The following is a 13,553-nucleotide window of genomic DNA, read 5'->3' on the forward strand; positions in this document are numbered from 1 at the left end:
TATGTGGAGCTACATCCTCAAACGCCTGCTGCTGATGATCCCGACGCTCGTCGGCGTGCTGACGCTCACGTTCGCGGTGATCCAGTTCGTGCCGGGCGGCCCGGTCGAGCAGGCCGTGCAGGAGTTGCGCAAGGGCGCGACGGAGCAGGGCGCGACGCCGTTCGGGATGCGCGCGCACACCGGCGTCGACGCGCAGCAGCTCGCGCAGCTCAAGGCGCTGTATGGTTTCGACAAGCCGCCGCTCGAACGCTACTGGCTGATGCTGAAGCGCTTCGCGCGCTTCGATCTCGGCGACAGCTATTTTCGCCACCAGAGCGTGTGGTCGCTGGTCGTGCAGAAGCTGCCCGTGTCGATCAGCATCGGGCTGTGGACGTTCTTCCTCACGTACCTGATCTCGGTGCCGCTCGGCATCGCGAAGGCGGTGCGCAACGGTTCGCCGTTCGACGTCGCGACGAGCCTCGTCGTGCTCGTCGGCTATGCGATCCCGGGCTTCGTGCTCGGCGTGCTGCTGCTCGTGCTGTTCGGCGGCGGCTCGTTCTGGCAGCTCTTTCCGCTGCGCGGCCTCACGTCGGACAACTTCGCGCAGTTGTCGCTCGTCGGCAAGGTGCTCGACTACCTGTGGCACATCGCGCTGCCGATCACCGCGTCGGTCGTCGGCAGCTTCGCGGTCGTCACGATGCTCACGAAGAACGCGTTCCTCGACCAGATCCGCCGGCAATACGTGCTGACCGCGCGCGCGAAGGGGCTCTCCGAGCGCAGCGTGCTGTGGAAGCACGTGTTCCGCAATGCGATGCTGCCGCTGATCGTCGGCTTCCCGGCCGCGTTCATCGGTGCGTTCTTCACGGGCAGCCTGCTGATCGAGACGCTGTTCTCGCTCGACGGCCTCGGGCTGCTGTCGTACGAGTCGGTCGTGCGGCGCGACTACCCGGTCGTGCTCGGCACGCTGTACCTGTTCACGCTGATCGGGCTCGCGACCAAGCTGGTCTCCGATCTTTGCTATGTGTGGGTCGATCCGCGCATTCAATTCGACAACCTGGAGCGCTGACATGAAACGAGCCATTCGCATGCCCGGCGCCGGCGGGCGAGGTGCGCGATGAACCGGGCCGTCGCTTCTTCCCGCATCGACGCCGCGCGGGCGCGCGTGTCGCCGTCGCCCGCCCGTCGCGTGTGGCAGCGCTTCAGGCAGCAGCGCCTCGGCTACTGGAGCTTCGTGATCTTCGTCGTGGCCTTTGCCGCGAGCCTCGCGGCGCCGCTGTGGTCGAACGACAAGCCGCTCGTCGTGCGCTACGACGGCCAGACCTATTTCCCGATGTTCCATGCGTACCCGGAGACGACCTTCGGCGGCGATTTCCCGACGCCGGCCGACTATCTCGATCCGTATGTGCGCAAGCGGCTCGAGGCGCCCGGCAACTTCGTCGTCTACCCGCCGAATCGCTACTACTACGACACGCTGAACTACTTCTCGACCGTGCCGAACCCGGCGCCGCCGTCGCGCGAGAACTGGCTCGGCACCGATGCGCAGGGCCGCGATCTGCTCGCGCGGCTCGTGTACGGGTTCCGCGTGTCGGTCGAATTCGGGCTGATCCTGACCGTGATCGGCACGCTGCTCGGCATCGCCGCGGGCGCCGTGCAAGGCTTCTTCGGCGGGCGCATCGACATCGTCGGGCAGCGGCTGATCGAGATCTGGAGCTCGCTGCCCGAGCTGTACCTGCTGATCATCTTCGCGTCGATCTTCGAGCCGAGCTTCCTGCTGCTGATCGTGCTGCTGTCGCTGTTCGGCTGGATCGGCCTCGCCGATTACGTGCGCGCGGAATTCCTGCGCAACCGCACGCAGGACTACGTGCGCGCGGCCCGCGCGATGGGTCTCACGAACGGACAGATCATCTGGCGCCACGTGCTGCCGAACAGTCTCACGCCGGTGATCACGTTCCTGCCGTTCAGGATGAGCGGCTCGATCCTCGCGCTGACGAGCCTCGACTTCCTCGGGCTCGGCGTGCCGCCGCCGACGCCGAGCCTCGGCGAGCTGCTCGCGCAGGGCAAGGGCAACCTCGACGCGTGGTGGATCTCGCTGTCGACGTTCGGCGTGCTGGTCGCGACGCTGCTGCTGCTGACCTTCATGGGCGATGCACTGCGCAACGCGCTCGACACGCGGATCGCCGACTCGATGCGCGCCGCGGGAGGCCAGCGATGAGCGATGCGGTCGTATCGAACGCGGACGAACCGCTGCTGTCGCTCGAGCATCTGCACGTGCGCTTCGGCGACACGGTGGCCGTCGACGACGTGACGCTCGCGATCGGGCGCGGCGAGCGGGTCGCGCTCGTCGGCGAGTCGGGGTCGGGCAAGAGCGTGACCGCGTTGTCGATCCTGCGGTTGCTGCGCGATGCCGAAGTCGGCGGTGCGATCCGCTTTGCGGGGCAGGATCTGGCAAGCAAGAGCGAGCGCGAGATGCGCGGGCTGCGCGGTTCGGACATCGCGATGATCTTCCAGGAGCCGATGACGGCGCTTAACCCGCTGTATACGATCGGCGTGCAGATCGGGGAGACGATCGTGCTGCACGACGGCGTATCGGCGGTGGAGGCCCGCAAGCGCGCGATCGCGTTGCTCGCGCGCACCGGCATCGCGGAGCCCGAGAAGCGCGTCGACAGCTACCCGCATCAGTTGTCGGGCGGCCAGCGGCAGCGCGCGATGATCGCGATGGCGCTCGCGTGCCGGCCGCGCCTGCTGCTGGCCGACGAGCCGACTACCGCGCTCGACGTGACGATCCGCGCGCAGATCGTCGACCTGCTGCTGGAGCTGCAGCGCGACGAAGCGGAAAAACGCGGGATGTCGATCCTGCTGATCACGCACGACCTGAATCTCGTGCGGCACTTCGCGCAGCGCGTCGCGGTGATGGAGCGCGGCCGGCTCGTCGAGAGCGGGCCCGTCGAGCGGATCTTCGCGGCGCCCGAGCATCCGTATACGCAGCGGCTGCTGAACAGTCGGCCGCAACGCGCGGTCACGCCGGTGATGCCGATCGCGCCCGTCGTGCTCGACGCGCGCCACGTGAGCGTACGGTTCGCGCGCAAGCGGCCGGGCTTCGCGGGCTGGTTCGGCACGGTGCCGGTGACGGCCGTTGCGGACGTGTCGGTGTCGGTGCGTCAGGGCGAAACGCTCGGCATCGTCGGCGAATCGGGATCGGGGAAATCGACGCTCGCGATGGCGCTGCTCGGGCTGCAGAAAACGGCCGGCGGCGAGATCGAATTCCAGGGGCGCGCGCTGTCGACCTATCGCGGCCGCGAACAGGCCGCGCTGCGCTCGAACATGCAGGTGGTCTTTCAGGATCCGTTCAGTTCGCTTTCGCCGCGTCACACGATCGAGCGGATCGTCGGCGAGGGGCTCGCGCTGCATCGTCCGGACATGACGCCCGACGCACGCCGCGCGAAGTCGCTCGCGGTGCTGCGCGAAGTCGGCCTCGACCGTACGGTGCTGCACCGTTATCCGCACGAATTCTCGGGCGGCCAGCGCCAGCGGATCGCGATCGCGCGCGCGCTCGTGCTGGAGCCGCGCATCCTGATCCTCGACGAGCCGACGTCGGCGCTCGACGTGTCGATCCAGCAGCAGGTGCTGAAGCTGCTCGCGAATTTGCAACAGAAATACAACCTCGGCTATGTGTTCATCAGCCACGACCTGGAGGTGATCGGCGCGATGGCGCACCGCGTCGCGGTGATGCAGGACGGCGCCGTCGTGGAGTCGGGGGAGGTGTCCGAGATCTTCACCAGACCGTCACATCCTTACACACAAAAGCTGTTGAAAGCGGTCTGGAAAGCGTGATAGGCGTCCAATGGTCTGACCATCTCGATTGTATTTATTAATTTGTTTTGACAAACGATTACGCGCTGGCTAGTATCGACCGAAATTTTCCGCCAATCAGCTGATTTTTAAGCATATTCCATCGACCAATGCAGCATCGATCCCTGACCCAGGCATGCGCGCGCACCATCGCCGGGCTATTCGTCGGCGCCCTGTTCGCAGCAGCTCCCGGCGCGTTCGCCGACGAAGTCAGCAGTTTTAACCAGAATGCCACCAATTCGACTCAGTTCGGGTCGGGTGCCTCCCTCCAGCAGGCCAGCGCACAGCCGTCGAGCGGCGGCGCGAAGTCGTTCCTTGCCGGCATGGCAGGCAAGGCGGGCGACGTGGTGGTCGGCGCGCTGAACATGATCGGCGTGCGGTATCGCTGGGGCGGCAACTCGCCGGATTCGGGCCTCGACTGCAGCGGTTTCGTGCGCTACGTGTTCCAGGACACGCTCGGCATGTCGCTGCCGCGTCGCGCGGAAGAAATGAGCCGCGTCGGCGAGAAGGTGAGCATGAGCAACCTGAAGCCGGGCGATCTCGTGTTCTTCAACACGATGCGCCGCACGTTCTCGCACGTCGGCATCTATATCGGCGACAACAAGTTCGTGCATTCGCCGTCGACGGGCAGCACCGTCCGCGTCGACGATCTCGACAGCGGCTACTGGGAAAAGCGTTTCACCGGCGCGCGCCGGATCGAATCGGAATTCCCGATGAAGCCCGAAGACCTGCGTCAGCGCGTGCGCGCGACGATCGGCGACGATTCGGCGAACGGCAACAACTGACGTTTGCCGGGTAGTCGGGCCGGACAATAAAAACCCCTGTCACCGAAAGGCGGCAGGGGTTTTTTGTTTTTGGGGCCGGCGCGGACGTCGAGCGCAAGTCGTTGCGCCGGCTATCGGGAAGCGGTGTGCGCCGCCGCTTCCCGGAGTTGCGGCTTACGCGACGGCGGCCACGCCGCGCGCCGCCGCGAGCTTGCGCTGCAGTTCCGGCATGATGCGCGCGACCGCTTCCTCGCCCGCGAGGATCGCCGCGTTGCGCTGGTTGAAGTCGCTGCCGCCCATCGCCGCGAGGTTCGGGCGAATCACGACGTCCGCATACTTGTCGAGCTCGTAGGTCTTGATCGTCTGGCCCATGATCGTGAAGGTCTGCAGCAGCATCTCGATCGGATTGTTGGTCGCCGCGCCGTCCGGCCGGGCCGAGATGTCGACCGCGATCACGAAGCTCGCCCCCATCTTGCGTGCGAACGACGCCGGCACCGGGCTCACCAGGCCGCCGTCCACATATTCGCGATTGCCGATCTTCACCGGCTCGAACACCGACGGCACGCTGCACGATGCACGTACCGCGAGCCCGGTATTGCCTTGCTGGAACAGGATCGGCTGGCCGCTTTGCAGGTCCGTCGCGACGATGCCGAGCGGCTTCGCCATCTTCTCGATCGGCCGGTTGTTGAGCGTCTTGTTCAGGAAGTTCTGCAGCGCGACGCCTTGCAGCAGGCCGCGCGAGCGAAACGGCAGCGCCCAGTCGCTGATCGACGCCTGGTCCATGTCGAGCGCGATCTTGTTGATCTGCAGCGCGCTCATGCCGGACGCGTAGAGTGCGCCGACCACCGAGCCCGCGCTCGTCCCGGCGACGATTTCGACCGGAATGCCGCGCGCCTCGAGCGCCTTCAGCACGCCGATGTGCGAGAAGCCGCGCGCGGCGCCGCCGCCGAGCGCGATGCCGATCTTGACGGGCTTCTCCTGCGGCAGGGCCGTGCCGGGGCGGGACTTGTCGCCGAAGGACGTGCAGGCGGCGAGGCTGGCGGACGCGCACGCGATCGTGAAGTGGCGGCGCGACAGGCGAGGGGACGACATCGAATGGTTCTCCGGCGGCTTGGCGGCGGGTTACACGGCCCGCGGCGGCGATAGGTTGCGAGCGGCCGCGCAGCGGGTTCCGTGCGGCCGGCGCCGCGCCGGCTGGCGGCCGCGGCGCGCACATCATAAAGCAAGCGGTGCGCTTGGCGCGATGTCCGGCACGGGTATAATTCCGGCTTCTTTCCCGTTCCGGGCGTCGCCGGCTCCGTTGCTGTCGGGGCAGCCGTCGTCGTCCCGCGTCGAATCATTCATGCGCCCCAGGCGTTCGAGTTACCGTTTATGACCCGTCCTGTCCGTACCCGCTTCGCGCCGAGTCCCACCGGCTTCATCCACCTCGGCAACATCCGCTCCGCACTCTATCCGTGGGCGTTCGCCCGCAAGATGAAAGGCACGTTCGTGCTGCGCATCGAGGATACCGACGTCGAGCGTTCGTCGCAGGAAGCGGTCGATGCGATCCTCGAGGGGATGCAATGGCTCGGGCTGGATTTCGACGAAGGCCCGATCTACCAGATGCAGCGGATGGACCGCTATCGCGAAGTGCTCGCGCAGATGCTCGAGAAGGGCCTCGCGTACCCGTGCTACATGTCGGCCGAGGAACTCGACGCGCTGCGCGAACGCCAGCGCGAAGCCGGCCTGAAGCCGCGCTACGACGGCACATGGCGTCCGGAGCCCGGCAAGGTGCTGCCGGAGCCGCCGGCCGGCGTGAAGCCGGTGCTGCGCTTTCGCAATCCGCTGACGGGCACGGTCGTGTGGGACGACGCTGTGAAGGGGCGTGTCGAGATCTCGAACGAGGAGCTCGACGACCTCGTGATCGCGCGCCCGGACGGCACGCCGATCTACAACTTCTGCGTGGTGGTGGACGACATGGACATGGGCATCACGCACGTGATCCGTGGCGACGACCACGTGAACAACACGCCGCGCCAGATCAACATCCTGAATGCGCTCGGCGGCGAGCCGCCCGTCTATGCGCACTTGCCGACCGTGCTGAACGAGCAGGGCGAGAAGATGAGCAAGCGGCATGGCGCGATGAGCGTGATGGCGTACCGCGACGCGGGCTTCCTGCCGGAGGCCGTCGTCAACTATCTCGCGCGGCTCGGCTGGTCGCACGGCGACGCCGAGATCTTCTCGCGCGAGCAGTTCGTCGAATGGTTCGATCTCGAGCATCTCGGCAAGTCGCCCGCGCAGTACGACCACAGCAAGCTGAGCTGGCTGAACGCGCATTACATCAAGGAAGCCGACAACGCGCGCCTCGCCGAACTCGCGAAGCCGTTCCTCGACGCGCTCGGCATCGACGACGCGGTGATTGCGACGGGCCCCGCGCTCGACGCGGTGGTCGGCCTGATGAAGGATCGTGCGACGACGGTCAAGGAAATCGCGGAAGGCGCGACGATGTTCTACCGCGTGCCGGCGCCCGACGCCGATGCGCTCGCGCAGCACGTGACCGATGCGGTGCGGCCGGCGCTGGCCGATCTCGTCGCCGCGCTGAAGGCGGCCGACTGGACGAAGGAAGCGGTGTCCGCCGCGTTGAAGGCGACGCTTGCCGCGCACAAGCTGAAGATGCCGCAGCTCGCGATGCCGGTGCGTCTGCTGGTGGCGGGCACGACGCACACGCCGTCGATCGACGCGGTGCTCGTGCTGTTCGGCCGCGACGTCGTGGTGTCGCGCATCGAGGCCGCGCTGGGCTGACGTTGGCGCGCGCGAAGCGGTCCGCGCATGAGCGAGCGGACCGCTTCGCAAAAAATTTCGCGCGAATCGTAAAAAGGGTATTTACAAGTTCGAAATCGGTCCATATAATCTCATTTCTGTTCTGCAAGGGGGTATAGCTCAGCTGGGAGAGCGCTTGCATGGCATGCAAGAGGTCAGCGGTTCGATCCCGCTTACCTCCACCAACAGAACAAGCTGGATTGATTTGCGAAGCGGCGGTAGTAATAAATGCTTCACAAAATGATTCAAAGCAGTTAGAATTTCGGCCTTCGCTGTTGAATGAAAGTAAATAGCGAAAGTCAGACGAATCTGAAAAGATTCTGTCCCCTTCGTCTAGAGGCCTAGGACATCACCCTTTCACGGTGAGTACAGGGGTTCGAATCCCCTAGGGGACGCCAAATTCAGCGGCGTTTCGTAGAAGTGTCGCAGACTTGCAGGATCGTAACCGACGTCCTGCAGGTTGGGTAAGAAAGCTGGAGCGGTAGTTCAGTCGGTTAGAATACCGGCCTGTCACGCCGGGGGTCGCGGGTTCGAGTCCCGTCCGCTCCGCCAGAACGAAGCCCGTTCAAGACGTTTTTGAGCGGGCTTTTGTATTAAAGATGTAAGCAGTACGTAGTCCCCTTCGTCTAGAGGCCTAGGACATCACCCTTTCACGGTGAGTACAGGGGTTCGAATCCCCTAGGGGACGCCAGATTCAGCGGCGTTTCGTAGAAGTGCCGCAACGCGTGCAGGAACGTGACGAAGTCCTGCGGGCGGTGGTGCAGAAAAGCTGGAGCGGTAGTTCAGTTGGTTAGAATACCGGCCTGTCACGCCGGGGGTCGCGGGTTCGAGCCCCGTCCGCTCCGCCAGAACGAAGCCCGTTCAAGAGCGTTTTGAACGGGCTTTCTCGTTAAGGATGTAAGCAGTACGTTGTCCCCTTCGTCTAGAGGCCTAGGACATCACCCTTTCACGGTGAGTACAGGGGTTCGAATCCCCTAGGGGACGCCAGATTTCGGCGTCGTTCGAACAAACGACGCGCCGGCAGGAAGTAACCGACGCCTGCCCGGCAAGCAGCAAGACTGGAGCGGTAGTTCAGTCGGTTAGAATACCGGCCTGTCACGCCGGGGGTCGCGGGTTCGAGTCCCGTCCGCTCCGCCAGAAAATGAAGAAGCCCGCCTCGTGCGGGCTTTTTCATTGGTATCGCTCATCGTGCCCGCTTGCGGGCACGTGACTGCGGGGCGGAGGAAGCCGCCTGCGCGGCTTCCGGCGGGACTCGAAGGGCTGTTGCTTGCAAGCGCAGCCGCGGCCTGCGGGACGTAGGCGAGTCCCGTCCGCTCCGCCAAAAAATGAAGAAGCCCGCCTCGCGCGGGCTTTTTCGTTTGCACTTCCGGGTGCGCGTGCCATCCATACCGCGTGCTGCATCGGATGTCGCGACCCTACGAGAAATTCGCGATTGCATCCGCATGCGACTGCGCTATCGTGGCGGGATGTGTTTCCGACTCCTGCGCGATGCTCGATCCGACCGACCTGCGACTCCTGTATCAGCTCCGGCCCGCGGAGCCCGGCGATTTTCCGTATGCCGAAGCGTTGACGCACGGCAACATGGGCGGCTACTACAAGCGCCATGGGCTCGTGTGGCGCAGCGATCTGTTCTATGCGAGCTGGCGCGAATCCGAGAACTTCATCCTCGAGGCCGACGGCGAGCGCATCGGCGTGCTGCGCGTGACCGAGGAGGGCGATTCGCTGCATATCCGCGACGTGCAGATCGCGGCCGGCCATCGCGGCCAGGGCGCCGGCACCTACCTGCTCGAGATGTCGCATCGTTGGGCGCGTGCGCGCGGGCTGCACGAACTGCAGTTGCGCGTGTTCGTCGACAATCCCGCCGCGCATTTGTACCTGCGCATGGGCTACCGGGTCACCGGGCCGCGACTCGCGCAACTCGGCTCGATCCGCCACATGGTGCGGCCGGTCTGACGGTCCGGCGCGCCGGAGCGAGTGATCAGCGGGCCGTGTCGATCGCGTCGTCGTCTGGCGTTTCGCTGTCTGCGGCGGCACCGTCCGGGCCTCGATGCTCGTAGCCGCGCAGCATGAACGCGCGCGGGCTTTCGCCGAACGCACGACGGAACATGGCCGAGAACGCGCTCTGGCTCTGGTAGCCGAGCTCACGCGCGATATGCGACAGCGGGCGCCCCTGGTTCAGCAGCGGGATCGCCCGCGCGAGCAGCGCCTGCTGGCGCCACTGCGAAAAGCTCACGCCCAGTTCCTGCTTGAAGAGCCGCGATATCGTGCGCGTGCTCGCGCCGACCTCGCTCGCCCAGTGCTCGAGCGACTCCGCGTGCGCGGGGTGCGCGAGTACCGATTCGCACAGCAGGCGCAGCCGTTTCTCGTCGGGCATCGGCACCGCGAGCGGCAACGGTTCGGCATGACTCAGCTCGTCGAGCACGAGCCCGCACAGCAGGCGCTCGCGCGCGGCGCTCAGGTCGCGCGCATCGAGTGCGACGATCAGCTCGCGCAGCAGCCCCGTCACCTCGACGACGCGACATGCATCGAGCCCGCCCGGCACGATCGACTCGTCGATATACAGCGTGCGCAAATAGGCCTCTTCGACGATCACGACCTCGTGCGTCACGCGCGGCGGCACCCAGATCGCACGGGACGGCGGCACCATCCAGGTCGTGCCGGTCGTCGCGACGCGCAGCACGCCGCGCGACGCGTACGCGAGCTGCGCCCATGCATGCGTGTGCAGCGGAATGCGGCGGCCGGCATCGACCTGCCGTGCGCGTACCCGCATCGGATGGACGGCCGTCGGCGCGAATTCCGGCGGAATGTCGATGACGTCGTACGGGTTCGATACGTCGGCTTGGGCGGGCGGATTCATGAACGGTTCGGGCAGCGCGGCGGCGATGCCGTTATTTTAGAAGGCGCCGCATAAGCGCATGCGGCGGTTTTTCGGGCCATCATGCCGGGTTCAAATGAACTTTGTGTGGGCATCGGCGAATCCGGGGCGACCGCCCGCAGTCGCCCGCCCCCGGCGGTTCGAACCATCGGGGCGGTATCGCGGTCTATCGATGCGTGCGCAATTGCACGCCGATCGCACGCCGATCACCCGCGAACACGGCAACATACGAATCGAAGAGGAGAACCACGATGCGCCACGTATTCGTCTATGGCACCTTGAGAGCCGGACAGGCCAACGACATCGGCGAGGCGGCCGCCCGTCACGGAATCGCCGCGCCGACGCTGCTGGGCGCGGCCGCGCTGCCGGGCGAGCTGTACGATTTCGGCCCGTACCCGGGCATGCTCGCCGGGCCGGCCGGCAAGTCGCTGGTCTGGGGCGACGTCTACGAGATCGACGAGCGGCTCGTCCCGGTACTCGACGAGATCGAGCGCGTCTATCCGGGCGTCGACTCGCTGTTCAAACCGGAAGAGGTGACCGTCGAACTCGGCGGCCGGCAGTACGCGTGCCTGTATTATCCGGTTGCCGCGCATGCGGCAGTGGGGCGCCCGCGCATCCCGTCCGGCGACTGGGTTCAGTACCGGCGCGAGCAGGAAACCGCCTGAGCTTGCTTGCGGACGGCGGCTGGAATCGCCGTAAAAAAGAAAGCGCCCCGCGGGGCGCTTTTTTCGTGCTGCCGTCGCATGCGACCGCCGGTACGGCGTGGCCGCCGGCGACGCAACGGCGTCGTCGTCAGATTTCCTCGTACAGCGGCAGCGTCAGGAATTCGGTGAAGCCTTCCGACGTCGACATCTGCTCGAAGATCGCCGCTGCGCGTTCGTACGGCTGCGTGTTGCCGCCGACCGAGCGCTTCACGTTGTCGAGCTCGATTTTCGCGAATTCACGCACGAGTTCGGCCGTGACCTTGCGGCCGTCGTCGAGCACGCCCTTCGGCGAGCGGATCCATTGCCATACCTGCGAGCGGGAAATCTCGGCCGTGGCCGCGTCTTCCATCAGGTTGTGGATCGGCACGCAGCCGTTGCCGTCGAGCCACGCGCCGAGGTAATGGATCCCGACGTTGATGTTGTTGCGCAGGCCGGCTTCGGTGATCGGCGCTTCCGGCTGGAAGTCGAGCAGGTTCCCGCCTTCGACCTGCACGTCGTCGCGCTGCTTCGCGATCTGGTTCGGCTTGTCGCCGAGCACCTTGACGAACTCTTCCATCGCGATCGGCACGAGGCCCGGGTGCGCGACCCAGCCGCCGTCGTAGCCGTCGGTCGCGTCGCGCTGCTTGTCCGAGCGCACGCCGCCCATCGCCTTGTCGTTCGCTTCCGGATCGTTCTTGATCGGGATCAGCGCACTCATCCCGCCGATCGCCGGCGCATTGCGCTTGTGGCAGGTCTTCAGCAGCAGCAGCGCATACGCACGCATGAACGGCACCGTCATCGTGATCTTCGAACGGTCGGCCAGGCAGAAGTCGCGATCGTTCTTGAACTTCTTGATCGCCGAGAAGATGTAGTCCCAGCGGCCGGCGTTCAGGCCCGAGCTGTGTTCGCGCAGTTCGTACAGGATCTCGTCCATCTCGAACGCGGCGAGGATCGTCTCGATCAGCACCGTCGCGCGGATCGTGCCGCGCGGCACGCCGATCGCTTCCTGCGCGGCAACGAAGATGTCGTTCCAGAGGCGCGCCTCGAGATGGCTTTCCATCTTCGGCAGGTAGAAGTACGGGCCCGAGCCGCGCGCGATCAGTTCCTTCGCGTTGTGGAACAGGAACAGCGCGAAATCGAAGATGCCGCCGGACACGCGCTGGCCGTCGACCGTCACGTGTTTCTCGTCGAGGTGCCAGCCGCGCGGGCGCACGATCAGCGTCGCGACCTTGTCGTTCAGCTTGTACGACTTGCCGTTCTGCTCGAGCGAGATCGTGCGGCGCACCGCGTCCTTCAGGTTGATCTGGCCGTCGATCTGGTTCGTCCAGCTCGGCGCGTTCGAATCCTCGAAGTCCGTCATGTACGAATCGGCGCCCGAGTTCAGCGCGTTGATGATCATCTTGCGCTCGACGGGGCCCGTGATCTCGACCCGCCGGCATTGCAGGTCGGCCGGCAGCGGCGCGACCGTCCAGTCGCCTTCGCGAATCGCCTTCGTCTCGGCCAGGAAGTCCGGGCGCTCGCCCGCGTCGAGGCGTTTCGTGCGCTCGACGCGCGCCTGCAGCAGCGCCCGGCGGCGCGATTCGAACGTGCGGTGCAGCGCCGCGACGAGTGCCAGCGCGTCGGGCGTCAGGATGGCTTCGTAACCCGGCTTGATTTCGCCGGTGATCGTCATGCCTTGCGGCAGCGTGATCGGGGTGCTCATGAGTCTCATCTCCTTGGTCGGTCAGTTGCGGTTTCGGTGAAGGGGGAAGGCGGCAGCGGCGAACGTCATGCACCCGGGCCGGGGCGCGTGCGGTTTGCGGATCTGCCGGACGGAGCCGGGGTGGCGAGGAAGGCGAGCAGGTCGGCCATGCCGGTGCCCGTGCCGTCGGGCGGCGCGCCGAGTTCCTCGGCGGGCGCGCCCGTGCGGTTGAGCCAGAACGTCGTATAGCCGAACCAGGTGGCGCCGGCGACGTCCCACGCGTTCGACGACACGAACACGATGTCGCGCGGGTTCGGCCCGAACGCGGCGGTGCCGAGCGCGTAGGCGGCCGGGCTCGGCTTGTACGCGCGTACGGTGTCGGCCGACAGCACGCGATCGAACAGTCCGGACATGCCGGCGCTCTTGATCGCGATGTCGAGCATTTGCGGGGTGCCGTTCGACAGGATCGCGAGCGGCGGGCGCGGGTCGAGCGCGCGCAGCCTGCGCAGCGCGGGCACCGTGTCGGGATAGGTGGACAGGCACGCGTATTCGTCCATCAGCCGCTTCTCGGCCGCGCTGTTCAGCGCGAGCCCGAGCCGGCGCGCGGCGAACCGCAGCGCATCGAGCGTGATGTCCCGGAACGGGCGATAGCGGGCGCCGGCCGGGTCGGCGAGCGTGCGCAACTGCGAGTATTCGATCTGCTTGCGGCGCCACAACTGCGACAGCCGTTCCCCGTGACCGGGAAACATCTGCTCTGCCGCGGCCAGCACGGCGCGCACGTCGAACAACGTGCCGAATGCGTCGAAGAGGATGGCGTCGGGAGAGGAGAGTGTCGTTGTGGCCGACATAGCCTTGCGCTCCAGTTTCAGAGGTCGGATCGATTCTATTCGTGATCGAAGATGCTAAAAAAGACGCTAATCATC

At 66.0% G+C, this 13,553-nt stretch carries 11 protein-coding genes and 7 tRNA genes; 14 read left to right on the forward strand and 4 right to left on the reverse strand.

All coding sequences use genetic code 11. The annotated features are described in order from the left end of the window. Position 1 precedes the first annotated feature (1 nt). The 4 genes from WS61_RS29530 to WS61_RS29545 all read left to right on the forward strand — a co-directional run bounded on the left by WS61_RS29530 (position 2) and on the right by WS61_RS29545 (position 4,613). Positions 2-1,045, forward strand: a complete 1,044-nt coding sequence (locus WS61_RS29530; RefSeq protein WP_034207700.1) for a microcin C ABC transporter permease YejB — start codon at positions 2-4, stop codon at positions 1,043-1,045. A gap of 48 nt (positions 1,046-1,093) precedes the next feature. Next, positions 1,094-2,191, forward strand: coding sequence for an ABC transporter permease (locus tag WS61_RS29535; protein ID WP_059505839.1), 1,098 nt, complete (start codon positions 1,094-1,096; stop codon positions 2,189-2,191). After that, positions 2,188-3,810 carry an ABC transporter ATP-binding protein gene (locus WS61_RS29540; RefSeq protein ID WP_059505841.1) on the forward strand — a complete coding sequence of 541 codons (1,623 nt, stop codon included), beginning with the start codon at positions 2,188-2,190 and terminating at the stop codon, positions 3,808-3,810. Before WS61_RS29535 ends, WS61_RS29540 begins: the two co-directional genes overlap by 4 nt. Before the next feature lie 128 nt (positions 3,811-3,938). Continuing rightward, on the forward strand, positions 3,939-4,613 hold the full coding sequence (locus WS61_RS29545) for a C40 family peptidase (protein ID WP_059505842.1): 675 nt from the start codon (positions 3,939-3,941) through the stop codon (positions 4,611-4,613). A 153-nt stretch (positions 4,614-4,766) separates the two neighbouring features. Here WS61_RS29545 and WS61_RS29550 read toward each other — a convergent pair whose 3' ends face one another. Next, positions 4,767-5,684: a patatin-like phospholipase family protein gene (locus WS61_RS29550; protein WP_059505844.1), complete on the reverse strand. Its 918-nt coding sequence runs from the start codon at positions 5,682-5,684 to the stop codon at positions 4,767-4,769. A gap of 279 nt (positions 5,685-5,963) precedes the next feature. On the opposite strand from WS61_RS29550, the gene gltX reads away from it, so the two are divergent. The 9 genes from gltX (at position 5,964) to WS61_RS29595 (ending at position 9,344) form a co-directional block, all read left to right on the forward strand. Beyond that, a complete protein-coding gene (gene gltX / locus WS61_RS29555) occupies positions 5,964-7,373 on the forward strand; it encodes a glutamate--tRNA ligase (RefSeq protein WP_059505847.1) in 1,410 nt (469 codons plus the stop codon). Between the two features lie 127 nt (positions 7,374-7,500). Next, a tRNA-Ala gene (locus WS61_RS29560) sits at positions 7,501-7,576 on the forward strand. 137 nt (positions 7,577-7,713) lie between these two features. Continuing rightward, a tRNA-Glu gene (locus WS61_RS29565) sits at positions 7,714-7,789 on the forward strand. Between the two features lie 77 nt (positions 7,790-7,866). Continuing rightward, positions 7,867-7,943 (forward strand) — tRNA-Asp (locus WS61_RS29570). 63 nt (positions 7,944-8,006) lie between these two features. Next, positions 8,007-8,082: transfer RNA gene (locus WS61_RS29575), tRNA-Glu, on the forward strand. Between the two features lie 80 nt (positions 8,083-8,162). Continuing rightward, positions 8,163-8,239, forward strand: a tRNA-Asp gene (locus WS61_RS29580). A gap of 63 nt (positions 8,240-8,302) precedes the next feature. After that, positions 8,303-8,378 (forward strand) — tRNA-Glu (locus WS61_RS29585). Between the two features lie 73 nt (positions 8,379-8,451). After that, positions 8,452-8,528, forward strand: a tRNA-Asp gene (locus WS61_RS29590). 351 nt (positions 8,529-8,879) lie between these two features. Beyond that, a complete protein-coding gene (locus WS61_RS29595) occupies positions 8,880-9,344 on the forward strand; it encodes a GNAT family N-acetyltransferase (RefSeq protein ID WP_034207694.1) in 465 nt (154 codons plus the stop codon). Between the two features lie 25 nt (positions 9,345-9,369). On the opposite strand, the gene WS61_RS29600 is transcribed toward WS61_RS29595, so the two are convergent. Continuing rightward, the gene (locus WS61_RS29600) at positions 9,370-10,248 is read right to left on the reverse strand and encodes a helix-turn-helix domain-containing protein (protein ID WP_059505850.1); all 879 of its coding nucleotides are present in this window, start codon (positions 10,246-10,248) and stop codon (positions 9,370-9,372) included. Positions 10,249-10,517: 269 nt separating this feature from the next. Here WS61_RS29600 and WS61_RS29605 point away from each other — a divergent pair, with 269 nt between their 5' ends. Beyond that, a complete protein-coding gene (locus WS61_RS29605) occupies positions 10,518-10,931 on the forward strand; it encodes a gamma-glutamylcyclotransferase (RefSeq protein WP_059505852.1) in 414 nt (137 codons plus the stop codon). Positions 10,932-11,058: 127 nt separating this feature from the next. On the opposite strand, the gene aceB is transcribed toward WS61_RS29605, so the two are convergent. After that, entirely contained in the window at positions 11,059-12,651 is a 1,593-nt protein-coding gene (gene aceB, locus WS61_RS29610; protein WP_059506095.1) for a malate synthase A, read from the reverse strand. A gap of 65 nt (positions 12,652-12,716) precedes the next feature. Beyond that, positions 12,717-13,478 carry a haloacid dehalogenase type II gene (locus tag WS61_RS29615; protein ID WP_059505854.1) on the reverse strand — a complete coding sequence of 254 codons (762 nt, stop codon included), beginning with the start codon at positions 13,476-13,478 and terminating at the stop codon, positions 12,717-12,719. Between the last annotated feature and the right edge of the window lie 75 nt (positions 13,479-13,553).

The sequence above is a fragment of the Burkholderia sp. ABCPW 11 genome (assembly GCF_001523445.1).
Classification (GTDB): domain Bacteria; phylum Pseudomonadota; class Gammaproteobacteria; order Burkholderiales; family Burkholderiaceae; genus Burkholderia.